Annotated in this window: 22 protein-coding genes; 9 read left to right on the plus strand and 13 right to left on the minus strand. The window is 70.3% G+C overall.

From position 1 onward, the window contains the following. Positions 1-434: 434 nt before the first annotated feature. On the minus strand, positions 435-1076 hold the full coding sequence (locus ABZV42_RS10545) for a DNA-3-methyladenine glycosylase (RefSeq protein WP_356051635.1): 642 nt from the start codon (positions 1074-1076) through the stop codon (positions 435-437). A 205-nt stretch (positions 1077-1281) separates the two neighbouring features. On the opposite strand from ABZV42_RS10545, the gene ABZV42_RS10550 reads away from it, so the two are divergent. The 3 genes from ABZV42_RS10550 (at position 1282) to ABZV42_RS10560 (ending at position 3299) form a co-directional block, all read left to right on the plus strand. Beyond that, a complete protein-coding gene (locus ABZV42_RS10550; RefSeq protein ID WP_355991940.1) occupies positions 1282-2067 on the plus strand; it encodes a sporulation protein in 786 nt (261 codons plus the stop codon). Between the two features lie 38 nt (positions 2068-2105). Beyond that, positions 2106-2645, plus strand: coding sequence for a YbhB/YbcL family Raf kinase inhibitor-like protein (locus tag ABZV42_RS10555; RefSeq protein WP_355991937.1), 540 nt, complete (start codon positions 2106-2108; stop codon positions 2643-2645). A gap of 147 nt (positions 2646-2792) precedes the next feature. Continuing rightward, positions 2793-3299, plus strand: a complete 507-nt coding sequence (locus tag ABZV42_RS10560; RefSeq protein ID WP_355991935.1) for an HNH endonuclease — start codon at positions 2793-2795, stop codon at positions 3297-3299. Between the two features lie 72 nt (positions 3300-3371). Here the strand turns inward: ABZV42_RS10560 and ABZV42_RS10565 are convergent, their stop codons facing one another. The 3 genes from ABZV42_RS10565 to ABZV42_RS10575 form a co-directional block, all read right to left on the minus strand. After that, complete coding sequence (locus ABZV42_RS10565; protein ID WP_355985547.1) at positions 3372-4331, minus strand: SPFH domain-containing protein; 960 nt, start codon at positions 4329-4331, stop codon at positions 3372-3374. A gap of 130 nt (positions 4332-4461) precedes the next feature. Further along, a complete protein-coding gene (locus tag ABZV42_RS10570) occupies positions 4462-4896 on the minus strand; it encodes an NfeD family protein (protein ID WP_355985549.1) in 435 nt (144 codons plus the stop codon). Between the two features lie 122 nt (positions 4897-5018). Further along, positions 5019-5810, minus strand: coding sequence for an ABC transporter ATP-binding protein (locus ABZV42_RS10575; RefSeq protein ID WP_355985551.1), 792 nt, complete (start codon positions 5808-5810; stop codon positions 5019-5021). 121 nt (positions 5811-5931) lie between these two features. On the opposite strand from ABZV42_RS10575, the gene ABZV42_RS10580 reads away from it, so the two are divergent. Continuing rightward, positions 5932-6711, plus strand: coding sequence for a hypothetical protein (locus tag ABZV42_RS10580; RefSeq protein ID WP_355985553.1), 780 nt, complete (start codon positions 5932-5934; stop codon positions 6709-6711). A 570-nt stretch (positions 6712-7281) separates the two neighbouring features. Here the strand turns inward: ABZV42_RS10580 and ABZV42_RS10585 are convergent. The 4 genes from ABZV42_RS10585 to ABZV42_RS10600 all read right to left on the minus strand — a co-directional run bounded on the left by ABZV42_RS10585 (position 7282) and on the right by ABZV42_RS10600 (position 9910). Continuing rightward, on the minus strand, positions 7282-7521 hold the full coding sequence (locus tag ABZV42_RS10585; RefSeq protein WP_355985710.1) for a chaplin: 240 nt from the start codon (positions 7519-7521) through the stop codon (positions 7282-7284). 197 nt (positions 7522-7718) lie between these two features. Then, a complete protein-coding gene (locus ABZV42_RS10590; protein ID WP_326788611.1) occupies positions 7719-7964 on the minus strand; it encodes a chaplin in 246 nt (81 codons plus the stop codon). Positions 7965-8109: 145 nt separating this feature from the next. Continuing rightward, positions 8110-8751, minus strand: coding sequence for a response regulator transcription factor (locus ABZV42_RS10595; RefSeq protein WP_355985556.1), 642 nt, complete (start codon positions 8749-8751; stop codon positions 8110-8112). Further along, a complete protein-coding gene (locus ABZV42_RS10600; protein WP_355985558.1) occupies positions 8744-9910 on the minus strand; it encodes a GAF domain-containing sensor histidine kinase in 1167 nt (388 codons plus the stop codon). The genes ABZV42_RS10595 and ABZV42_RS10600 overlap by 8 nt, the downstream gene beginning before the upstream one ends. A gap of 184 nt (positions 9911-10094) precedes the next feature. Between ABZV42_RS10600 and ABZV42_RS10605 the strand changes: the two genes are divergently transcribed. The 3 genes from ABZV42_RS10605 (at position 10095) to ABZV42_RS10615 (ending at position 12967) form a co-directional block, all read left to right on the plus strand. After that, positions 10095-10790: an SDR family NAD(P)-dependent oxidoreductase gene (locus ABZV42_RS10605; RefSeq protein WP_355985560.1), complete on the plus strand. Its 696-nt coding sequence runs from the start codon at positions 10095-10097 to the stop codon at positions 10788-10790. Positions 10791-10798: 8 nt separating this feature from the next. Next, a complete protein-coding gene (locus tag ABZV42_RS10610) occupies positions 10799-11884 on the plus strand; it encodes an S-adenosylmethionine:tRNA ribosyltransferase-isomerase (RefSeq protein WP_355985712.1) in 1086 nt (361 codons plus the stop codon). A 321-nt stretch (positions 11885-12205) separates the two neighbouring features. After that, positions 12206-12967, plus strand: a complete 762-nt coding sequence (locus ABZV42_RS10615) for a transglycosylase SLT domain-containing protein (protein ID WP_355985562.1) — start codon at positions 12206-12208, stop codon at positions 12965-12967. Between the two features lie 82 nt (positions 12968-13049). Here the strand turns inward: ABZV42_RS10615 and ABZV42_RS10620 are convergent, their stop codons facing one another. Next, a complete protein-coding gene (locus ABZV42_RS10620) occupies positions 13050-15530 on the minus strand; it encodes an FHA domain-containing protein (protein WP_355985564.1) in 2481 nt (826 codons plus the stop codon). A 238-nt stretch (positions 15531-15768) separates the two neighbouring features. On the opposite strand from ABZV42_RS10620, the gene ABZV42_RS10625 reads away from it, so the two are divergent. Both ABZV42_RS10625 and serB read left to right on the plus strand, forming a co-directional pair. Then, the gene (locus ABZV42_RS10625; RefSeq protein WP_356051637.1) at positions 15769-17583 is read left to right on the plus strand and encodes a streptophobe family protein; all 1815 of its coding nucleotides are present in this window, start codon (positions 15769-15771) and stop codon (positions 17581-17583) included. Positions 17584-18261: 678 nt separating this feature from the next. After that, on the plus strand, positions 18262-19479 hold the full coding sequence (gene serB, locus ABZV42_RS10630; RefSeq protein WP_355985568.1) for a phosphoserine phosphatase SerB: 1218 nt from the start codon (positions 18262-18264) through the stop codon (positions 19477-19479). A gap of 73 nt (positions 19480-19552) precedes the next feature. Here serB and ABZV42_RS10635 read toward each other — a convergent pair whose 3' ends face one another. From ABZV42_RS10635 to ABZV42_RS10650, 4 genes are all read right to left on the minus strand, one after another. Next, positions 19553-20071: a histidine phosphatase family protein gene (locus tag ABZV42_RS10635; protein WP_355985570.1), complete on the minus strand. Its 519-nt coding sequence runs from the start codon at positions 20069-20071 to the stop codon at positions 19553-19555. A gap of 156 nt (positions 20072-20227) precedes the next feature. Beyond that, a complete protein-coding gene (locus tag ABZV42_RS10640; protein WP_355985572.1) occupies positions 20228-20443 on the minus strand; it encodes a hypothetical protein in 216 nt (71 codons plus the stop codon). Between the two features lie 204 nt (positions 20444-20647). Beyond that, entirely contained in the window at positions 20648-20764 is a 117-nt protein-coding gene (locus tag ABZV42_RS10645) for an SGM_5486 family transporter-associated protein (RefSeq protein ID WP_107059069.1), read from the minus strand. Positions 20765-20827: 63 nt separating this feature from the next. Then, positions 20828-22267 carry a CynX/NimT family MFS transporter gene (locus ABZV42_RS10650; RefSeq protein WP_355985573.1) on the minus strand — a complete coding sequence of 480 codons (1440 nt, stop codon included), beginning with the start codon at positions 22265-22267 and terminating at the stop codon, positions 20828-20830. Positions 22268-22357: the final 90 nt, after the last annotated feature.

Here is a 22357-nt window from a genome sequence, read left to right on the forward strand (position 1 = left end):
GGACGCTTCCTTTGTACTCACCCTCTCGGGCTTTCCTCCGGGCGCTTCCCTTCGGTCTTGCGTTTCCGACTCTATCAGACCGTTTCCGTATCCGACTTCCTCGGCGCTTTCCAGGTTTTCGCTTTCGCGTTTCCCTTTCCGGCGAGTCCGACTCTATCAGATCCTTTCGGGCCTGACTCCCAGTCAGCGGGGTTGTCTTCAAGCCTTTCAGCGCTTTCGCGTTTCGTGGCCTTTCGACTTTCACTACGCTAGCCGATTCCCTCGGTGACTCATAATCGAGTTCCGCAGGTTCGAAATTCAGACGTGCGAGCACGCCGAATAAGCCCCCGCTGCGGGGAAGTCGTAGGTAGTGGATTGGCCGCTCTCGGCTGCTGGCTGAACGCCGTAACCGGTTCAAGCGGCTCGGGCTACATTACGGATCCCCATGGGGCGCGTCAAGTTGAACGGCGGCGTGGCGCATGGGCTCTGTAAGGACTCACCGTCGGGTCGTCGGCGATCCAGAAACGCCAGGGATGGACGCCTCCGTCGCCGGAGACTCCCGTGCGCGGACCGTTGCGTACCTGGTCGGCGTGGGCGGGAGTCCCCGACAGCAGAGTAAGGGGCGAGCCCTCGGGGCCACAGGCGTCCGCTCCGTCGAGAGACCGGTCCACCCCCAGGGCCGTCGCGAGGCGCGCCGGCCCTTTGGCCAGTTCCTTGTCGTATCGGGCCGAGAGTCGACGTTTGCGCGCGAGATCGGCACCCCTGGTGACCTCGCCGGCCCGAAGCAGCACCCCACTGGGTCTGCCCTCCGGACCGCACACCAGGTTCATGCAGTGCCACATGCCATAGGTGAAGTACACGTACACATGACCGGGCGGGCCGAACATCACGCCGTTGCGGGCCGTGCGGCCGCGGTAGGCGTGCGAGCCGGGGTCGTTCGGGCCGTCATAGGCCTCGACCTCGGTGAGGCGCAGCTCGATCGGACCGTCCGGGGTGACGCGTACGAGGGCACGCCCCAGCAGGTCGGGGGCGACGTCCAGGACAGGGCGGTCGAAGAAGTCCCGCGTCAGGGGCGTACGGTCAGGGGCCGCGATCATGGCGTACGAGCTTAGTACCTCGGTCCCGCGAGCGCGGCGGAGTCCGGAGCGGTCCGCACGGATGCCTGCCCGCGGGGTGGTCAGGACTCCTCTCCCTTGCAAGGGTGAGGGCGCGGAACCGGTCGGGGCCGGATCGCGTTTGTAGGGATCAAGGGATCCATACAGACAGAGGACGAACAGGCATCGCCTGGGGAGGAAGTGCGACATGGGGTTCAAGCGGCTGCTTGCGAGCCTGGGGGCCGGTGGGGCTTCGGTCGAGACGGTGCTGACCGAGGCCAACACCGTTCCGGGAGGCGTCGTCCAGGGTGAGGTGCGGATCCAGGGTGGTTCCGTCGACCAGGCCATCGAGGGACTGTCGGTCGGTCTCCAGGCCCGGGTCGAGGTCGAGGGCCACGACGACCAGGAGTACAAGCAGAACATCGAGTTCACGAAGCTGCGGCTCGGCGGGGCCTTCCACCTTCAGGCCGGTGGCGTGCACACGGTCCCGTTCGGGCTGGAGATTCCGTGGGAGACGCCGGTCACCATGATCGACGGGCAGAGCCTGCGCGGGATGCACATCGGTGTGACCACCGAGCTGGACATCGCACGCGCCATCGACTCGAGTGACCTCGACCCGATCAACGTGCACCCGCTGCCGGCGCAGCAGGCGATTCTCGACGCCTTCATCCAGCTGGGCTTCCGCTTCAAGAACGCGGACATGGAGCGCGGCCACATCCGGAACACCCGTCAGCGGCTGCCCTTCTACCAGGAGATCGAGTTCTACCCGCCGTCGCAGTACCGCGGGCTGAACCAGGTCGAGCTGAGCTTCGTCGCGGACGACCGCGCGATGGACGTCATCCTGGAGATGGACAAGAAGCCGGGCATCTTCAGTGAGGGCAGCGACTCCTACCGCTCCTTCGAGGTGGGTCTGCACGACTTCCACGGCACCGACTGGGCCGGATACCTGAACCACTGGCTGTCGGAGGTCGGCAGCAAGCGCAGCTGGTTCTAGGCTCGACGCACGGAATCCGCCGTTCAGGAGGTACTGACGTGACCGAGTCCAAGAGGCCGCCGCTTCCGCACGACTTCCATCCGCCGGTGCCGGCGTTCACCCTCACCAGTGAGGATGTCGAGCCGGGTGCGGCGCTGAAGGACGCGCAGGTCCACGCGGCCGGGAACACCTCGCCGCAGCTGAGCTGGGAAGGCTTTCCGCCGGAGACCAAGAGCTTCGCCGTGACGTGCTTCGACCCGGACGCCCCTACGGGGAGCGGGTTCTGGCACTGGGTGGTGTTCGACGTCCCGGCCTCGGTGACGGAGCTGCCCACGGGTGCGGGCAGCGGCAAGTTCGAGGGCCTTCCCGAGGGTGCCGTGCAGGTGCGCAACGACTACGGGTCCCGGGACTTCGGCGGCGCCGCGCCGCCGGCCGGGGACCCCGCGCACCGGTACGTCTTCACGGTGTACGCCGTGGATCAGGAGAAGCTCGGGCCCGACGCGGAGGTGTCGCCCGCCGTGGTGGGCTTCAATCTGCGGTTCCACACGCTGGCGCGCGCCCAGTTGATCGGTGAGTACGCCGCTCCCGCCGCAGACTGACGTTCACCGAACGTTTGCCCGCCTCTGGTCATGGAAGTGATCAGAGGCGGGCACTTTTTATTGCGTTGTCCATCTCGGCGTGCCCGGCGAGAGTTGATCCCAGCCCGCCACCGTGGGGTGGGCCGGTGCGCGGAGGAGGTGGGCTGGATGCGGGACACACTGGTACTGAACGCGAGCTTTGAGCCGCTCTCGACGGTGACGATGAACCGAGCCGTCGTTCTGGTGCTTCAGGACAAGGCCGTCGTCGAGCAGGCCCACCCCGAACTGCGTATGCGCGGAGCGGCGCTGGACATACCCGTGCCCCGGGTGATCCGGCTCTGCCGCTACGTCCGGGTGCCTTTCCGAAGACAAGCGCCGTGGTCGAGGCGTGGTGTGCTGGTACGTGACCGGCACAGGTGCGCGTACTGCGGGCGCCGGGCCACGACCGTGGACCACGTCGTGCCGCGGGCACAGGGTGGTCAGGACTCCTGGCTGAACACCGTGGCCTCCTGCGCCGAGGACAATCACCGCAAGGCCGCCCGTACGCCGGAGCAGGCCCAGATGCCCTTGCTGCGGCAGCCGTTCGAGCCGACGCCCGCGGACGCCATGCTTCTGGCGCTCGGTCAGGACGACTTCGACGCGCTGCCGGAGTGGCTGGTCCAGCCGGCCGCGTAGCCCGTACGGCACTACGAGGATGGGGCCCACCTCCCGCGGGAGGTGGGCCCCATCCTCGTAGTGCCGTACGCGTCAGTCCGTGATGGACGGCTTCTCGCGGCGTTCGCTGCCGCCGCCGGAGCCTCCTGAGGAGCTTCCGTTGCCCGAACCGGCACTCGGTCCGCCGAAGTTGCCCATGGCGCCGCTGAGGCCCTTGAGCGCGTCGCCGATCTCGCTCGGCACGATCCAGAGCTTGTTGGCGTCGCCCTGGGCGATCTTCGGGAGCATCTGGAGGTACTGGTACGAGAGGAGTTTCTGGTCCGGGTCTCCGGCGTGGATGGCCTCGAAGACCGTACGGACGGCCTGGGCCTCGCCCTCGGCGCGCAGGGCCGCGGCCTTGGCCTCACCTTCGGCGCGCAGGATCGAGGACTGCTTCTCGCCCTCGGCGGTGAGGATCTGCGACTGGCGGATGCCTTCCGCGGTGAGGATCGCGGCGCGCTTGTCGCGGTCGGCGCGCATCTGCTTCTCCATCGAGTCCTGGATGGAGGTGGGCGGTTCGATCGCCTTCAGTTCGACGCGGTTGACGCGGATGCCCCACTTGCCGGTGGCCTCGTCGAGGACGCCGCGCAGGGCCGCGTTGATCTCCTCGCGGGAGGTCAGGGTCCGCTCCAGGTCCATGCCGCCGATGATGTTGCGCAGCGTGGTGACGGTGAGCTGCTCGATCGCCTGGATGTAGCTGGCGACCTCGTACGTCGCGGCTCGCGCGTCGGTGACCTGGTAGTAGATGACCGTGTCGATGTTCACGACCAGGTTGTCCTGGGTGATCACCGGTTGCGGCGGGAAGGGGACCACCTGTTCACGCAGGTCGATGCGGTTGCGGATCGAGTCTATGAACGGGACGACGATGTTGAGTCCGGCGTTCAGTGTCCGCGTGTAGCGGCCGAAGCGCTCGACGATGGCCGCGCTGGCCTGTGGGATGACCTGGATGGTCTTGATCAGGGCGATGAAGACCAACACCACCAGAATGATCAGGACGATGATGATCGGTTCCATCGATGCTCCCCGTACCCTTCTCCGCTCGGCAATTCCGAAAGATCTCATGGGTGTTGAAGATCTTGCTGGACGAGTCTGACAGAACGTCGTCTGCCACGTGGGGCGTTCGGTTCACTTGCGTTGTACGAGGTCACATGACGATCGCCGTGGCTCCGTCGATGTCGACGACATCCACTTCCTGGCCCACCTCGTAGGCCTGTCCGCCGTCGAGGGAGCGCGCCGACCAGATCTCTCCGGCGAGCTTGATGCGGCCGCCGCCCGAACTGTCCACGCGTTCAAGGACGATGGCCTGTTTGCCCTTCAACGCCTCTATGCCGGTGGCGAGTTGAGGACGCTGGGCGCTGTGCCGGGCGGCGATGGGGCGGACGACGGCGATGAGCGCGACCGACACGGCCACGAAGACGAGCACCTGGAGGACGACACCGGCTCCGAGACCGGCGGCGCCCGCCGCGGCGACGGCGCCCACGGAGAGCATGCCGAACTCCGGCATCGCGGTCACCACGAGCGGGATGCCGAGCCCGGCCGCCCCGACCAGCCACCACACCCATGCGTTGATGTCGTTCACATGGTCATGGTAGGACCGCGCTCCCCCGGCGGACAGAGCGCGCGATCAAGTCGGGTACGCCGGGTGACGGGCACGCGTCCGCGCGTCGCGACGGATCAGGCCACCGCGGAGTCCAGGGGGACTCAGCCCATCGGCAGTCCGTGCGCGGTCCAGCGCTCGCCGACCTGCTCGACGACGAGGGGGAGACCGAAGCAGAGGGAGAGATTGCGCGAGGTGAGTTCGAGCTCCAGCGGGCCGGCTGCGAGCACCTTGCCCTGACGGATCATCAGGACGTGGGTGAAGCCGGGGGCGATCTCCTCGACATGGTGCGTGACCATGATCATGGAGGGGGCGATCGGGTCGCGGGCGAGCCGGCCGAGACGGCGTACGAGGTCCTCGCGGCCGCCGAGGTCCAGGCCGGCCGCGGGCTCGTCGAGGAGCAGCAGCTCGGGGTCGGTCATCAGGGCGCGGGCGATCAGGGTGCGCTTGCGCTCGCCCTCGGAGAGGGTGCCGAACCTGCGGTCCAGGTACTCGCTCATGCCGAGTCGGTCGAGGAAGGCGCGGGCGCGCCGCTCGTCGATGTCCTCGTAGTTCTCGTGCCAGCCGGCGGTCATGCCGTACGCGGCGGTGAGGACGGTCTGGAGGACCGTCTGGCGCTTGGGGAGCTTCTCGGCCATCGCGATACCGGCGATACCGATGCGCGGACGCAGCTCGAAGACGTCGACCTGGCCGAGGGTCTCACCGAGGATCGTGGCGGTGCCCGCGCTGGGGAAGAGGTAGCTGGAAGCGACGTTCAGGAGGGTCGTCTTCCCGGCGCCGTTGGGGCCGAGGATGACCCAGCGCTCCCCCTCCTTGACCGACCAGGAGACCTGGTCCACCAGAGCCCGGCCCTCGCGGACCACGGATACGTCCACCAGTTCCAGTACATCGCTCATGAGCGCGTTGTCTCCCATTGCAGTCTCGGCCGTCGCTTGCGTCTGTGGACGAAGCCCCCGGGGAAAACCTACGCCACCGGTCGGCCGCACCGATCCATCGCCCGGTCCTTAGGGTGGGGGCATGCTCTCGGAACCACGCTCAGGACAGTTGGCCGCTTGGGGAAATGCCCTATTGGCCGGACTTGTTTCTCCGGATGACGCCGTGCTCTCCATCGTCGGGGACGACGCGGTGCACCGGGTCGAGGGGCTGCCCGGCGAGTCGGGGCCCGTCGGGCTCACGCTCGCCCTCGGCCGGCTGCGCACGCTCGGGGTGACGGGACTGCGGGTCGCGCTGCCCGCGCCGGGGCATCCGCTCGGGCTCAGCGGGCCGCCCGCGTTCAACGCGCGCGCCCTCGACGCCGAGGAGGCCGTGGTCTGCCACGGAGCGGCGCTGGGGCTCGTGCCCGAGGTGTACGAGGCCGGGCCCGCCGGCGATGTGCACGTCGAGGTCGTCTGGAACTGTCTCGCCGTACGCGAGGCGCCGCCCGCCGACGTGCCCTCGCTCGGGGAGGCCGAGCGGGAGCTGGCGGAGGCGCTGCGCGAGGCGACGGAGGTGTTGTCGCGGCTGGACGTGGCCGGGTCGGGGCCGGTCGCGGCGGCGGCGATCGACGCGTACCGGGCGCGCTCCGAGCGGGGGCGGGAGGTGCTGGCCCCCGGGTACCCGCCGCGTGCGGTACGCGTGCTGGAGCTGGCGCAGCGGGTCGGGATGCTGATCTCCGTGGCGTACGAGAGCGGGCACGGCGGCGCGGTGAGCGCGTCGGAGATCGCCGCTCGGGCGGAGGCGCTGCGGCCGGTGGAGCGGACTGCGCGGCGGGCGCAGGTGGCGGCGTACAACGCCTTCGTGGAGGAACGCGAGCGTTGAGCTCGCCTCTGGCGGTTCGTGGTCGCGGTTCGGCTCCGGTCGCGGTCGCGGTTCGGCTCCGGTCGCGGTCGCGGTCGCGGTGCGGCTCCGGTCGCGGTCGCGGTCGCGGTTCGGCTCCGGTGGGGGGCGGGGCCGCGCCGGTACATCCGCCCGCATCCGGACGGATCCCAGCGGGGTCGTGGAGCGCGGGTGGGTGACGATCCGTCCGGCCTGCGGGCATTTGATGTACCGGCCCGTCCCCTCACGCCGGATCCCGGCCGCGGGTGCATCGTGGTGACCCTCACCGCTAGCCGCCTTCGGCTGCGAGTGCATCGTGGTGGCCGCCCCCAGCCCGCCTTTCGGCTGCGGGGGATTTTTCAGCCCCTCCGGCGTTTGAGGAGCGGGGTCCGGGGCGGGAGCCCCAGGGGTGGGAAGGGCAGGGGCGGGGGGGCGAAAGCCTCGCTACGGCCGAAGCGCCGGGGGGATTTCGGTCTCGGGGGCTTTCGTAGCTCGTGCGTAGTACCGGGGATGGCATGCGGAAGGGCCCCGCGAAACGTTTCCGTTCGCGGGGCCCCTTCAGGTGGGACCGGCTCAGCCGTTGACGCCCGTGTTGCCGAACGCCGGGTTCAGGAGGCCGACGACGTTGACGGAGTTGCCCACGACGTTGACGGGGACGTGGACGGGGAGCTGTACGACGTTGCCCGAGGCGACGCCCGGTGACTGCGCGGCCGCGCCCTCGGCACCCGAGTCGGCGACAGCGGCACCGGCACAGGCGCCCGCGGCGATACCGGCGACGGTGACGGCCAGGGCGGCCTTCTTGGCGATGTTCATGGGAAGCGTTCCTCCTGCGTTCATGGATCCGACCCTGCCGCGGGTCGTACGCTGAGCAACGCCGGGGAGCCTGGGACGGCACGGGGAGGCCGTACGGATTGCCCCGTCCGGTTCAGTCCGCGGATGAGCCGACAAGCCGACCGGCCCCCAGGGACTCCCTGGAAGGCCGGTGGTCGTGGTCGTCGTCGCGGGGAACCTCAGCGGTTGAGGCCTAGGTTGCCGAAAGCCGGGTTCAGGGCGCCGATGACGTTCACGCTGTTCCCGACGACGTTCACCGGTACGTCGACCGGGGCCTGGACGAGGTTGCCGGAGACGACGCCCGGGGAGCCCACGGCCTTGCCGCCCGCCGACGCGCCGTCCGCCGCCGAGGCCATACCCGCACCGGCGGCGACCAGGCCGCCCGCCACCATCGCGACAGCCGTGAACTTCTTCAGGTTCTTCACTTGCGAAACCCCTCCTGGTGAACACCGCGGCGGACAGCCGCGGCGCACTGGAGAACGGCCGGGACCCACGGAGGATGCGCCATCCGGGTGACATACACACGACGGTATGAATCTCATCCCGGAGCGGGACCCTCCGAGTTGACGGTCAGTCCGCGATCCCGCGCCGTACGGCCCAGAGCGCGGCCTGGGTGCGGTCGGCGACGTCGAGTTTCATCAGGATGTTCGAGACGTGGGTCTTCACCGTCTTCTCGGAGAGGACGAGGGCACGGGCGATCTCCCTGTTGGACCGGCCGTCAGCGATCAGACCGAGCACCTCCCGCTCCCGTTCGGTGAGCGAGACACCTCTCCCCTGGACCGAGTTGACCTCTTCCTGGGACAACAGGGCGTTCGCGACCTCGGGTTGCAGGACGACATGGCCCGCGTGGACCGAGCGGATCGCTCCGGCCAGCGCGTCGGGGTCCACGTCCTTGAAGACGTACCCGGCGGCGCCCGCGCGCAGCGCCGGCACCACCGTGCGCTGCTCGGTGAAACTGGTGACGATCAGCACGCGCGCGGGGTTGGCGAGTTCGCGGAGCTTGCGCAGCGCGTCGACGCCGTCCATTCCCGGCATCTTGACGTCCATGAGGACGACGTCCGGTTTCAGCTCCTCGGCCCGCGCGACGCCTTCGGCTCCGTCGGACGCCTCTCCGACGACCTCGATGTCGTCCTGCACTTCGAGGAAGGTGCGCAGCCCCCGGCGGACGACCTGATGGTCGTCGACGAGCAGCACCTTGATTGCGTCAGCCACCAGGAACCTCCATCTCGATCACGGTGCCCTTCCCGGGCGCCGATTCCACGGTGAGTGTGCCGCCGACCCCGCTCGCCCGGTCCCGCATCGACACCAGGCCGAGATGGCGGCCGGCGCTGCGTATCGCGGTGGGGTCGAAGCCGCTGCCGTCGTCACGGACGTGCAGGACGGCGCCGGGGCCGCGCCGGTCCAGGGTGACGTCGACGCGGGTGGCGCCCGAGTGCCGCAGCGCGTTGTGCAGGGCCTCCTGGGAGACCCTCAGCACGGCCTCCTCCTGGGAGGCGGGAAGTGCTCGTACACCGTGGCCGGAGAAGGTCACGCGCGCGGAATGGGCGCGGTCGAGGACCTGGATCTGGGTGCGCAGGGTGGCGACGAGGCCGTCCTCGTCGAGGGCGGCGGGGCGCAACTCGACGACGGCGGCGCGCAGTTCCTCGGCGGCCTCCGCGGCAAGCGCCGCCACGTGCTGGAGTTCGCCCTTGGCGCGGGAGGGGTCGCGGTCGACCAGGGTGGCCGCGGCCTGCGCGGTCAGACGCAGGGAGAACAGCTTCTGGCTGACGGCGTCGTGCAGTTCGTGCGCGAGCCGGGAGCGCTCCTCGGCGATGGTGAGCTCGCGGCTGCGTTCGTAGAGCCGGGCGTTGGTCAGGGCGATCGCCGCGTGCTGGGCGAGGATGGTGAGGAGTTCCTCGTCGTCCTCGGTGAAGCCGCAGCGGCCGTCCGGCTCGGTACACGGCGGCGCTCCCTCGGGCCGCATCTTGTTCGCGAGGAAGAGCGCGCCGATGATCTCGTCGCCGTCGCGGATGGGCAGGCCCAGGAAATCGGACATGTCGGGGTGGGCCGCCGGCCAGCCCTCGAAGCGGGGGTCCTTGCGCACGTCGGCCAGGCGCTCGGGACGGGCCTCGCGCAGCATCGCGGCGAGGATGCCGTGCTGGCGCGGGAGCGGTCCGATGGCCTTCCACTGCGCGTCGCTGACCCCGTCGACGACGAACTGGGCGAAGCCGCCGTGGTCGTCGGGCACCCCGAGGGCCGCGTACTGCGCGTCGAGCAGCTCGCGGGCCGAAGCGACGATCGTCTTGAGGACGTCGCGCACTTCGAGATGCCTGCTCATGGCCAGCAGTGCGGAGCTCACCGCGTACAGGCCCGACCGGGGTCCGTGATTCATGACCCCAAACTACCGGCGGGGTGTGACACCGCGTATCGGACCGGTGGCCTCGCCCACCGGGCCATTGGGCCTAGGACGAAGGGCCCCTGATCATTGCGGCCCGCGCACGAGGCGGCCGGACGGGCCGCGTTCCTACCGTGAGGGCACCCGCCGGGAAGGCGGTCTGAGCGAGGGGACGGATGTCATGCCGGTAGCGATCATCACGGGGGCATCGAAGGGGCTGGGGAGGGCGCTCGGCGCGGCTCTGGCCGAGCGCGGCTGGGATCTGGTGCTCGACGCCAGGACGGCGGGGGCGCTGGAGGAGACCGCGCGGGCGCTCTCCGTGTACGGGACACGTGTGGAGGCCCTGCCCGGGGACGTGACGGACGCCGGTCACCGTGCGGGCCTGGTGGCCGCGGCCCGGAAACTGGGCGGTGTCGATCTGCTCGTGAACAACGCGAGCGCGTTGGGCGCCGAGCCTCTGGTGCGGCTGGAGGCCCTGGCTCTGGAGGGACTGCGGCGGGCTCTGGAGGTCAACGTGGTCGCCGCGCTGGGCCTGGTCCAGGAGGCGCTGCCGCTGCTGAGGGCGGCCGGGGCGGGCGCGGTCGTCGGCGTCAGTTCGGACGCCGCGGCCGAGGCGTACGAGACCTGGGGCGGCTACGGGGCCTCGAAGGCCGCGCTCGACCGGCTGTCGGCGGTGCTCGGAGAGGAGGAGCCCGGTCTGCGGGTGTGGGCGGTGGACCCGGGGGACATGGGCACGGACCTGTACGCGGCGGCCGTACCCGGGGACGACGGTCCGCGACCGGCGCCGGAGAGTGTGGTTCCGGCCTTCCTGCGGCTGCTCGACGAACGGCCGGCCAGCGGGCGCTACGCGGCTTCGGATCTGCTGGAGGAGCGGTGACGACGGCGATGGGGGTCAGCCGCGCTGGGCGCGGCCGGGAGTGGGGAAGCGTTCCGGAGGAGCTGTCGGCGCGGGTGCCCGCGGAACAGCGCGGTCCCGGCCGTGACCGGGATTCCGTACGGCTGCTGGTGTCGCGCGGTACCGAGGTGTCGCATCACGCGTTCACGGAGCTGCCCCGGCAGCTGAAGGCCGGGGATCTGCTGATCGTCAACACCTCGGCCACGCTGGCGGCGGCCGTGGACGGGCGGATCGGGCACGCGCGCGTGGTGGTGCACTTCTCCACGCGCGGCGACGACGGGCGGTGGGCGGTCGAGCTGCGGGAGCCCGACGGACGGGGGACCACACGCGCGCGTGCGGGCGGGCCCACGGGAACAGTGGTGTGCCTGCCCGGGGATGCGCGCCTCGTTCTGGAGGAGCCGCTGACCGCGCGGGGGCGGCGGCTGTGGTGGGGGCGTGTCGCGGACCTGGACGTGCTGGGGCTGCTGCGGCGGTACGGGCGGCCCATCCGCTACTCCTACACGGACCGGGACCAGCCGCTGTCCGTGTACCAGACGGTGTTCGCGCTGCCGTCGGACGACGGGGCGGGAAGCGCGGAGATGCCGAGCGCCGCGCGCCCCTTCACCTCACGGCTGGTGACGGAGCTGGTGAGCCGGGGTGTGCAGTTCGCGCCGGTCACGCTGCACACGGGGGTCGCCTCGGCGGAGGCGCACGAGCCGCCGTATCCGGAGCGGTACGAGGTTCCGGCGGTGTCGGCCCGGCTGATCAACGCGGCCCGGGCCGGCGGAGGCCGGATCATCGCGGTCGGTACGACGGCGGTGCGGGCCGTGGAGTCGGCGGCCGGTGAGGACGGGCTGGTGCGGGCGGCGAAGGGGTGGACCGGTCTCGTGGTGACTCCGGAGCGGGGCGTGCGGGCCGTCGACGGGCTGCTGACCGGGCTGCACGAGCCGGAGGCCTCGCATCTGCTGATGCTGGAGGCGATCGCGGGGGAAGCGGCGATCGACCGTGGCTACGCCGAGGCGCTGCGCAGGCGCTATCTCTGGCACGAGTTCGGCGACGTGCACCTCCTCCTCTCCGCCGACAGAGCCTCACTCTGAGCATTGCTCTCGCAACTCCACGTCAGATTGATCGAGGACCCCTGTGAGCCCGCGCATAGGGTCCAGGTCACGTACGAAGGAGCATAGGAGATAAAAGGGACAAGGTGAACAGGGAAGACGTGCCACTATGCCCCGATTTGCCCCATCCGTCTCCACTACCTGGCTTCGTAGGTCACACCTTTGCCAGGGCATTTTGCGGCCGCTAAGAATTGCTCATGTCGCTCAGCGCCTCGGGTTCTCCCCCGGGGCGTTTGTTCCGGAAACACAGTCCCCTACCGGGACGAATGAGCGACCTCCGCGCTATTCGAAGAGGTCTCAGTTATGTCCAAGAACATTGCCGCTCGTGGTCATAGTCCGAAGCTGACGAAGCTCCACAAGCTCACAGTCGCCGGTGTGGCCACCCTCGGTGCCGCCACCCTCGCGTTCTCGCTGGCGCCGAGCGGCTCCCACACCACCACCGACGCCGCCGCCCCCACGGCGCCGGTCGCCTACACCGGTCAGCAGATCAAGGGCGTCGAGGCCGGCGTCGCCGGCACGAGCGGCGCCGCCCTGAAGGCGGAGTCGATAGCCGCCAAGCACAAGGCGGCGGCGGACTCCGCGACCGCGGCGAAGAAGAAGGCCGCCGCCGCGGCCGCCGCCAAGAAGAAGGCCGCCGCCCAGGCCGCCGCGAAGAAGAAGGCCGCCGCGTCGCGTGCCAAGGCCGCCACCGCGAGCCGCTCCACGCAGCGCATCAAGATGCAGACGGTCGCCGCGAAGACGTACGCCAACAACCTCGACGGCTGGATCCGCCAGTCCCTCGACATCATGAAGTCGAAGGGCATCCCGGGTTCGTACCACGGGCTGCACAAGAACATCATGCGGGAGTCCTCGGGCAACCCGCTGGCCATCAACGACTGGGACATCAACGCCATCAACGGCATCCCGTCGAAGGGCCTGCTCCAGGTCATCCCGCCGACGTTCAAGGCGTACCACGTGGCCGGTACCTCGTGGAACATCTACGACCCGGTCGCCAACATCACCGCCGCCGCCAACTACGCGGCCGACAAGTACGGCTCGATGGACAACGTCAACAGCGCCTACTGAGGGTTCAGCGCGGAGCGCTCACACAGACGCCGAAGGGCGGCACCCCGATCCGGGGTGCCGCCCTCGCGCTGTTCCCGGGCGTCTACTTGCGCATGACCTCGGGCTCGTGGCGGCGCAGGAAGCGGGCCACGAAGAATCCGCAGACCACACCGAGGACGACCAGCGCGATCATGTCCACGGTCCAGGCCCCGGCCGTGTGGTTCCACAGCGGGTCCGTGCTCGTCGGATCGTCCTGGTTCGGGAAGATGTTGTTCAGGTCCAGCGTGGCCCCGGACGCGGCCACCGCCCAGCGGGCCGGCATCAGATACGAGAACTGGTTGACACCCACCGTGCCGTTCAGGATGAACAGGCAGCCGGTGAAGACCACCTGGACGATCGCGAACATGACCAGGAGCGGCATGGTCTTCTCCGCGGTCTTCACCAGCGAAGAGATGATCAGGCCGAACATCATCGACACGAAGCCCAGAGCCATGATCGGCAGCGTGAGCTCGACCTTGGGCAGGCTCTTGAGGATCAGACCCTGGGCCGGAACCTCTCGGCTGCCGAAGCCGATGGCACCGACCAGCGCACCTTGCAGCATGGTGATCACCCCGAGGACGATCACCTTGGACATCAGGTACGCCGAGCGCGACAGACCCGTCGCCCGCTCCCGCTCGTAGATCACCCGTTCCTTGATCAGCTCACGGACCGAGTTGGCTGCGCCCGCGAAACAGGCTCCTACCGCGAGGATCAGCAGCACCGTCGTGGCCGTGCCGTTCGCGACATGGGCGCCCGACGGCAGTATTTTCGCGTTGACGAGCAGTGTCTTGCCGTTGTCGATGAGCAGGCTGACCGAGCCCAGGACCGCCGGCAGGATCACCGTCAGCGCCAGGAAGCCCTTGTCCGACACGATCACCGAGACATAGCGGCGCATCAGCGTCATCAGCTGGGAACCCCAGCCCTGCGGCTTCGGCGGCTTCATCGCCTGCGGCGGCGGCATCTGCGTCGACTGCGGAGCCACCGCGTCGATGTCCGCCGCGTACATCTGGTAGTGCTGCGAGCCCTTCCAGCGGCCCGCCCAGTCGTAGTCGCGGTAGTTCTCGAACGCGGAGAACACATCGGCCCAGGTCTCGTAGCCGAAGAAGTTCAGCGCCTCCTCCGGCGGACCGAAGTAGGCGACGGAACCGCCGGGCGCCATCACGAGGAGCTTGTCGCAGATCGCGAGCTCCGCCACCGAGTGCGTGACGACGAGGACCGTACGGCCGTCGTCGGCGAGGCCGCGCAGCAACTGCATGACATCGCGGTCCATGCCCGGGTCGAGACCGGAGGTCGGCTCGTCCAGGAAGATCAGCGACGGCTTGGTGAGCAGCTCCAGAGCCACCGAGACGCGCTTGCGCTGGCCACCGGAGAGGGAGGTGACCTTCTTCTCCTTGTGGATGTCCAGCTTCAGCTCGCGCAGCACCTCGTCTATGCGCGCGTCGCGCTCCGCGCCCGTGGTGTCGGCGGGGAAGCGCAGCTTGGCCGCGTACTTGAGGGCCTTCTTGACGGTCAGTTCCTTGTGCAGGATGTCGTCCTGCGGGACCAGACCGATGCGCTGGCGCAGCTCGGCGAACTGCTTGTACAGGTTCCGGTTGTCGTAGAGCACGTCGCCCTGGTTGGCGGGGCGGTAGCCCGTGAGCGCCTTCAGGAGCGTCGACTTGCCGGAACCCGACGGGCCGATGACCGCGACGAGCGACTTCTCGGGTACGCCGAAGGAGACGTCCTTGAGGATCTGCTTGCCGCCTTCGACGGTGACCGTCAGATGGCGGGCCGAGAACGAGACCTCACCGGTGTCGACGAACTCCTCGAGCCGGTCCCCGACCAGGCGGAACGTCGAGTGGCCGACGCCGACGATGTCGTGCGGGCCGAGCAGCGCGGAGCCGCCCTTGGCGATCGGCATACCGTTGACGTACGTGCCGTTGTGCGAGCCCTGATCACGGATCTCGAAGCGGCCGTCCGGCGTCGCGTGGAACTCCGCGTGGTGGCGGGAGACCTGGAGGTCGGAGACCACCAGTTCGTTCTCCAGCGCACGACCGATGCGCATCACGCGGCCCAGCGAGAACTGGTGGAACGTCGTCGGGCTGCGGTCGCCGTAGACCGGCGGTGCCCCCGCGCCACCACCGGCTCCCTGCTGCTGCGGAATGCCCCCCGCCTGCTGCGCGTTCTGCGGAGGCGCCGGCGCCGGCTGGGCCCAGCCGGGGCCGGCGCCCTGCGCCGCGAACGGCTGCTGCTGCGGCTGCGCCACCGGGGCCGCGGCTCCGGCCACGCTCAGGCGCGGACCGTCGGTCGCGTTGCCCAGGTGCACGGCCGAACCGGGACCGATCTCCAACTGGTGGATCCGCTGACCCTGTACGAACGTGCCGTTGGTGCTCCCGTGGTCGTCGATGACCCAACTACGGCCGTTCCAGCTGATCGTGGCGTGCCGCCAGGAGACCCTGGCGTCATCGAGCACGATGTCTCCCTGCGGATCACGTCCGAGGGTGTGAGGCCTGGACGCGTCAAGCGTCCAGGTCCGTCCATTCAATTCCAGTACGAGTTCCGGCACTCCAGCCCCACTGAGTTGTCCCCCGAGTTACCCCCGTCACAGGGAGTCTAGGGATGTCGAACATCGTGGGGAACTATTTCAGTTCAGGCCCCCTGACCGAAAGTCGGGCCTTGTGAACGATGGCAACGGGCGGGTTGTCCGCATCCGTTGACGGGGTTGAAAACGGCCCGGAGAGTGGTAATCCCACACGAGGGGGACATGCGCGGGATCACCGCGGCGCTGATCGGGGGGTCTGGCGATGAGCAACGGGACCACGCACCACGGCGGAAGCGGCGAAGGCGTGCCGTGGGGGGACGTGCTGTTGTCCGCGATCGCCTCCGTGAGCTGGGCGCTGATCGGCATGGCGGGCACCGCCGCGCTCGGTCTGCACCTGCTCGGGGCGGACACGGCGGCCTCGCTCGGCCCCATGACCGCAGCGATGGTGGCTCTCGGAGCCGGCGGCACCGTGACGCCGTCCGGGAACGTCTCCGCCTTCGGGCTGAAGGGAGCGCAGGCGCACACCGCCATCCAGATCACGCCCCTGGGTGTCGGGCTGGCCGGCGCCCTGCTGCTGTCGTGGTTCTTCCTGCGCTCCTTGCGCGGAGCGGGAGTTGTCGTCACGCCGGCCGAACTCCTGGCGCGGGCGGGCTCGGTGATCGCCCTGTTCGTCGCGACCCTGGGCGGGCTCGCCTGGGCCGGACACGACGTCATCACGATCAACGGCGACAAGCTCGGGCTCGACAAGGTCACCGGCGGTGGCGGCGGGCTCGGCAGGATCACGGACAAGCTCCCGGGCGGGCTCGGGGACCTCGGCGGTCTGCTGCCCGGCAAGATCGGCGACCTCGTGCGGGCGAAGGCGGCCGTGGGCTTCTCCGTCGACACCGTTCCGACCCTGCTCGGCGGGGCCGCGTGGGCCGCCTCGGTGCTGCTGATCGCGCTGCTGGCCTCCCGGCGTACGCCGCTGCCGCACGGCTGGAACGCCGTGCACCGCGCGGTGCGGCCGGCCGTCTCCTCACTCGTTGCCGTCCTGCTGGTCGCCGTCCTCGCCGGGCTCGCGGCGGCCGCGTACGCCGCGATCGGCGACGCCCACCCGAAGCGGATCGCGGGGGCGGCGCTGCTCGGCGCGCCCAACGGGGTGTGGCTCGGTGTCCCCCTCGGACTCTTCGTCCCCTGGGACGGCAAGGCCACGGGTGAGCTCGCCAAGCTGCTGCCCGACCCCCTCGACAAGCTGCTGACCGCCGACACGTCCCGGCCCGTCACCCTCGGGCGTCTCGCCGAACTCGACGGGCGCGTATGGCTGCTGGCGCTCGCCGCCGCCCTGATGATGCTGTACGCGGGCGTCCTGACTGCCGCGCGTACGCCATTCGTACGGGGCGGGAGTGCGGCGGTCGGGGGTGCGGCGGGTGAGCCGGACGTACGGGGCGACAGCGCGCTGCGGTTCGCCGGACGCTGCGCACTTCGGCTGGGGGTCGTGACGGCGCTGGCTCTGCCGCTGCTCGCGCGGCTGACGGAGGTCTCCGTGGACGCCTCCCTGTCCGTGTTCGGGTTCGACGCGTTCGGCGCCGGGATCGAGTTGCGGGGGCGTCAGGGGGTGGCACTGGTGCTGGGTGCGCTCTGGGGAGCGGGGGCCGGGGGTGTGGGGGCGTTGCTCGCCTGGGCTTGCGGCGCTGCGGGGCGGAGGGTGGCGGGGCTTGCCGGGGTGGCACGGGGTGACTTGGGGGGTGGGGGGGCCGGGGGGCCTGGCGGTGTGGGTGTGGGTGCGGGTTCGCAGGCGGGTGTGGGTGCGGGTCCTGGTGGTGTGGGGGCCGGGCCTTATCGGCCTCGGGGGTCGTACCGGGCGCCGAACCCGGACACCAATCCGTATCTGAAGGTGCCGGACGCGTTGCGGGAACCGGAGGATCGGGCGCCGGGTGATGTGTACGGGGCTCCCACCATGGTGGGGCCGATCGGACCCGGACCGTCGCCGAAGCGGAGGCCGGACGGGCCGCAGCCGCTGCCTCCACCTCCGGCGCCGGTTCCGCCGTCGGTTCCGCCACCGGGCGAGGGGCCGCCGCCGGCTCCGCGTCGGCGATAGCGGTTTCGGCCGGTGGGTGGGTCGGGGCCGTGCGGGGTCGCTCGCGCCGGCGTCGCGGGTTCCGCTCCGGTGGGTGGGTCGGGGCCGTGCCGGTACATCCGCCCGTCGCCGTTGGATCAGACGTTAGTGAGATGGCGAGCCGCTGCTCGATCCGGGCGTAAGCGACGGGCATGCGATGTACCGGCACGGCCCCTCCCGCAGGATCCCGGGTGCGGGTGGATGCCGGCTTGGGTGCGGCGCCTCACAGGCGTGAGATTCGGCCCCTCTGGGCCGCCTTTCGACTGCGGGGTGAGTTTCAGCCCCTCCGGCGTTTGAGGAGCGGGGGTCTGGGGCGGAGCCCCAGGGGTGGGAAGGGTAGGGGCGGAGGGGGCGAAAGGAAGGTGGGAGGGCCGCAGCACCCGAAGTGGGGGCAGAACCGGAGAAGTACGGGGGCGCGCGCGACAGAGGGTGCCGGAGGCAGAACCGGAAGGTGCGGAGGCGCGCGACAGAGGGTGCCGGGGGCAGAAGCGGACGGTGCGGGGGCCGAACCGGAGGGTGCGGAGGTGCGGCGGAGGGGCTCGGGCGGGTTGGTGGGTGTTCGTCACTCGTGGGGCGCCGGGGTGTCACCCAGTGTTCCGTGTCCGCTAGGCGGACCGGGCGGGCGGGAGGCACTGGGTGCCGGATACGGTGGGAAATACCATGAGCGCTTCACATACCCCTGATGTGCCCACTCTTCTTGTCAAGATCTTCGGCAAGGACCGGCCGGGCATCACCGCCGGACTCTTCGACACCCTCGCCGCCTACTCCGTCGACGTGGTCGACATCGAGCAGGTCGTCACCCGGGGCCGGATCGTGCTGTGCGCGCTCGTGACCGAGCCGCCCGCAGGCCTCGAAGGCGATCTTCGGTCGACCGTCCACAGCTGGGCGGAGTCGATGAAGATGCAGGCGGAGATCATCTCCGGCCTCGGCGACAACCGCCCGCGCGGCCTGGGACGTTCGCTGGTCACGGTGCTCGGACATCCCCTCACCGCGGAGTCGACGGCCTCCATCGCCGCGCGGATCACGAAGACCGGCGGCAACATCGACCGCATCTTCCGCCTGGCCAAGTACCCGGTGACCGCGGTCGAGTTCGCGGTGTCCGGCACGGAGACCGAGGAGCTGCGCACCGCGCTGGTGACCGAGGCCTCGGCACTCGGTGTCGACATCGCGGTCGTGGCCGCGGGCCTGCACCGGCGGGCCCAGCGTCTTGTCGTGATGGACGTGGACTCCACGCTCATCCAGGACGAGGTGATCGAGCTCTTCGCCGCGCACGCCGGGTGCGAGGACGAGGTCGCGGAGGTCACCGCGGCCGCGATGCGCGGTGAGCTGGACTTCGAGCAGTCCCTGCACGCGCGCGTGGCGCTCCTCGAAGGGCTGGACGCCTCGGTGGTGCAGAAGGTGCGCGAGGAGGTGCGGCTGACGCCGGGCGCGCGGACCCTGATCCGTACGCTGAAGCGGCTCGGCTTCCAAGTCGGTGTCGTGTCCGGCGGGTTCACCCAGGTCACCGACGATCTGAAGGAGCGGCTCGGGCTCGACTTCGCCCAGGCCAACACGTTGGAGATCGTCGACGGGAAACTGACCGGCCGGGTCACGGGCGAGATCGTGGACCGGGCGGGCAAGGCCCGGCTGCTGCGCCGGTTCGCGGCCGAGGCCGGGGTTCCGCTGGCCCAGACCGTGGCGATCGGCGACGGTGCCAACGACCTCGACATGCTCAACGCCGCCGGCCTCGGGGTCGCGTTCAACGCCAAGCCCGTCGTACGGCAGGCCGCGCACACCGCGGTGAACTTCCCGTTCCTCGACACGGTCCTCTACCTGCTGGGTGTCACCCGTGAAGAGGTCGAGGCGGCGGACATGAACGAGGACGACATCGCTCACTGAGGGTTCGCTTCCGCGACGGAAGGGGGTCCGGCACCGCCACGGTGCCGGACCCCCTTCCGTCGCCCTGGCAGGTCTACTCCGTCGGAGCCCAGTATTCGGTCAGGCCGCCCGATCCGGGCTCCAGGGACTTCCAGGGGCCGTCGAAGGAGAGCACCGCAAAGGCGGCGGTGTGGAAGCCGTGGGCGTTCATGCGTGCGCGGGTGTCGCCCTCGGCCCGGCCCGCCAGAACCTCGGTCAGCCCGTGGACACCCGGGTTGTGACCGATCAGGATCACGTTGTGCGCGTCGTCCGGGATCTCGTTGAGGACGGCGATCAGCTCGCCGGGGGAGGCATCGTAGATCCGCTCCTCATAGACCGTTTTCGGCCGGTGCGGAAGCTCCTGGACGGCGTGCTTCCATGTCTCGCGGGTCCGGATCGCGGTGGAGCACAGGGCAAGGTCCAGGGGGATGCCGCTGTCGGCCAGCCTGCGTCCGGCGACGGCCGCGTCCATGCGGCCCCGGTCGGCGAGCGGCCGCTCATGGTCGGACATCTGCGGCCAGTCGGCTTTCGCATGCCGGAAGAGGACGATCCTGCGGGGTTCTGCGACGCTCATGCGTCCCAGCTTCGCACGAAACATGCCATGGGGCGCAGGGAGTTGATGTGGTCCCCCGGCGAGGGTGACGCCCTGCCCCGTCAGGGGTGATGGTGCCCTCTCGGGGGTGCGGGGGCCCGGCTCCCGGGCTTGCGGTGGCAGGCCGGGGGCATCGGCTCACGGGGCGTTGTGCTGGACCGCCTGTTGGACTCGCTCGAACAGGTGGGCGATCGCCGGGTCGCCGGTCGCGGCGTGCGCGTCCACCGGGTTGAGGATCATGAGCAGCAGGGTGACGAAGGCGAGTGCGGGAAGGGCGAGGGCCCACCAGGGCAGCCGGATGTCGACGCGGCCCGTGGTCGCCGGGTGGAGCCGGGTGTGCGTAGGGGCCGACATGCCGCCTCCGTGAGTCTTCGAGTGTCCCCGTGCCGCGGTTCGCGGTCACGATTCGAAGCTACGGAATCCGCCGTCTCCGGCCCATCCGGTGATCCACCCACTTGACCCTGACACTCACCCCCTAGGGGTCGGGGGGTTATCCCCACCCCCGGTGCACGGGCGGCGACGGTCGGCGTGACGACGGCGGGCTCGGGGCCCGGTCGGTCACGGGGAGGCGATGGACGCGATGATGCCGATGATCACCGTGATGGCCAGCATCGCGCCGAGCACGATGAGCAGCTTCTTCTGGCCGTTCTGGGGGTTCGGGTCGAGCACAGGCATGGGCTCAGTCTCGCACCCTTCGTCCGCCGTGACTCGGCCGGGGCCCGGTTTCCGGAGCCGGGGTCAGCCGGCGGCCTCGTCCTCCACCGTGCGGTCGCGGCCCGCCAGGATGCCGACCCCGATCTGCGGGATCATCAGCCCGGCCATCAGCGCGAGCGGCAGGCCCCAGCCGCCGCTCTGCTGGTAGAGCACGCCCACGAGCAGCGGGCCCGGGATCGAGATCAGATAGCCGGCGCTCTGGGCGAACGCGGACAGCTTGACCACCCCGGCGCCGGTCCGGGCGCGCATGCCGACCATGGTCAGTGCCAGCGGGAAGGCGCAGTTGGAGACACCCAGCAGCAGGGCCCAGGCCCAGGCACCCGCCGCCGGGGCCAGATAGAGGCCCGTGTATCCGGCGAGGCCGCAGAGGCCGAGGACGACCACGATGGGCCCCTGCCGGGGCAGGCGGGTGGCGAGGCGCGGGATCACGAAGGCCAGCGGTACGCCCATCACCATCGTGACGGCGAGGAGCAGTCCCGCGGTGCCCGCGGCGACGCCCGCGTCCCGGAAGATCTGCGCCATCCAGCCCATCGTGATGTAGGCGGCGGTGGCCTGGAGGCCGAAGAAGACGGCGAGGGCCCAGGCGGTACGGCTGCGGGTGATGCGCAGGCCGTCGCCGTCGGGCTCGTGGCGGGCGGCGGCTGTCGTGGCGGGGGGCTCCGAGGTGCCGGTGAGGGCCTCGGTGGCGGCGGCCGACTTCGGACTGCCGGTGCGGAACGAGGTGGCTGCGGGGCCTGTGGCGGCGGCAGCTGTACGGCCGGCGGCGCGGGCCGTGCCCGATGCCGACGGTTCGCGGTCGCCGGTACCGGGACCGGCGCCCCGCGCCCGTGCCAGCAGGATCCACGGCAGGACGGCCGCCGCCGCGAGGCCGGCCCACACCACGAGGCCTGAGCGCCAGTCGCCGCCGAGGGCGTCGGTCATGGGGACGGTCGCGGCGGCGGCGACGGAGGTGCCGAGTGCCAGGGCCATCGAGTACAGGCCCGTCATGGAGCCGACCCTGTCGGGGAACCAGCGCTTGACGATCACCGGCATCAGGACGTTGCTGACGGCGATGCCCATGAGGGCGAGCGCGCTCGCGGCCAGGAAGCCGGCCGTGCCGCCGATGTACGGGCGCATAGCCAGGCCCGCGGTGATGGCGACCATGCCGGCGCACACGACGGCCGCGGGCCCGAAACGGCGGGCGAGCCGCGGGGCCGTCACGCCGAAGACGGCGAAGCACAGGGGCGGCACGGAAGTGAGCAGTCCGGCGACGCTGCCGCTCATGCCGAGGCCGTCGCGCACCTCTTCGAGGAGCGCTCCGAGGCTGGTGATGGCGGGGCGCAGGTTGAGGGCGGCGAGGACGATGCCGGCGACCACGAGCCGCGTCGCCCACGCGCGCGTGGCGGGCGTCTCGGGTGCCGTGCTCTCGGTGGGGCGGCGTATCTCTGGGGACGTCATCGTCGTCCGGGATTCCTCGGGGGCCATGCTCCCCATCATAGAATCATGGGATGATTGGCTGTCCAATCCCGCTGCGTTAATCTCCGGAGCCTCCGGCCCCGCGCGAACGATCACACC

It is taken from the genome of Streptomyces sp. NPDC005281, from assembly GCF_040607495.1.
GTDB lineage: Bacteria > Actinomycetota > Actinomycetes > Streptomycetales > Streptomycetaceae > Streptomyces.

What these genes read in the sequence shown, in the direction of transcription:
- ABZV42_RS10635 (WP_355985570.1), bottom strand. Translation starts at nt 20,071, where the DNA reads ATGAGCGTCGCAGAACCCCGCAGGATCGTCCTCTTCCGGCATGCGAAA.
- ABZV42_RS10610 (WP_355985712.1), top strand. Translation starts at nt 10,799, where the DNA reads ATGGGGGTCAGCCGCGCTGGGCGCGGCCGGGAGTGGGGAAGCGTTCCG.
- ABZV42_RS10645 (WP_107059069.1), bottom strand. Translation starts at nt 20,764, where the DNA reads ATGCCTGTGCTCGACCCGAACCCCCAGAACGGCCAGAAGAAGCTGCTC.
- ABZV42_RS10550 (WP_355991940.1), top strand. Translation starts at nt 1,282, where the DNA reads ATGGGGTTCAAGCGGCTGCTTGCGAGCCTGGGGGCCGGTGGGGCTTCG.
- ABZV42_RS10640 (WP_355985572.1), bottom strand. Translation starts at nt 20,443, where the DNA reads ATGTCGGCCCCTACGCACACCCGGCTCCACCCGGCGACCACGGGCCGC.
- ABZV42_RS10565 (WP_355985547.1), bottom strand. Translation starts at nt 4,331, where the DNA reads ATGGAACCGATCATCATCGTCCTGATCATTCTGGTGGTGTTGGTCTTC.
- ABZV42_RS10605 (WP_355985560.1), top strand. Translation starts at nt 10,095, where the DNA reads ATGCCGGTAGCGATCATCACGGGGGCATCGAAGGGGCTGGGGAGGGCG.
- ABZV42_RS10625 (WP_356051637.1), top strand. Translation starts at nt 15,769, where the DNA reads ATGAGCAACGGGACCACGCACCACGGCGGAAGCGGCGAAGGCGTGCCG.
- ABZV42_RS10545 (WP_356051635.1), bottom strand. Translation starts at nt 1,076, where the DNA reads ATGATCGCGGCCCCTGACCGTACGCCCCTGACGCGGGACTTCTTCGAC.
- serB (WP_355985568.1), top strand. Translation starts at nt 18,262, where the DNA reads ATGAGCGCTTCACATACCCCTGATGTGCCCACTCTTCTTGTCAAGATC.
- ABZV42_RS10600 (WP_355985558.1), bottom strand. Translation starts at nt 9,910, where the DNA reads ATGAATCACGGACCCCGGTCGGGCCTGTACGCGGTGAGCTCCGCACTG.
- ABZV42_RS10615 (WP_355985562.1), top strand. Translation starts at nt 12,206, where the DNA reads ATGTCCAAGAACATTGCCGCTCGTGGTCATAGTCCGAAGCTGACGAAG.
- ABZV42_RS10560 (WP_355991935.1), top strand. Translation starts at nt 2,793, where the DNA reads ATGCGGGACACACTGGTACTGAACGCGAGCTTTGAGCCGCTCTCGACG.
- ABZV42_RS10575 (WP_355985551.1), bottom strand. Translation starts at nt 5,810, where the DNA reads ATGAGCGATGTACTGGAACTGGTGGACGTATCCGTGGTCCGCGAGGGC.
- ABZV42_RS10585 (WP_355985710.1), bottom strand. Translation starts at nt 7,521, where the DNA reads ATGAACATCGCCAAGAAGGCCGCCCTGGCCGTCACCGTCGCCGGTATC.
- ABZV42_RS10580 (WP_355985553.1), top strand. Translation starts at nt 5,932, where the DNA reads ATGCTCTCGGAACCACGCTCAGGACAGTTGGCCGCTTGGGGAAATGCC.
- ABZV42_RS10650 (WP_355985573.1), bottom strand. Translation starts at nt 22,267, where the DNA reads ATGGCCCCCGAGGAATCCCGGACGACGATGACGTCCCCAGAGATACGC.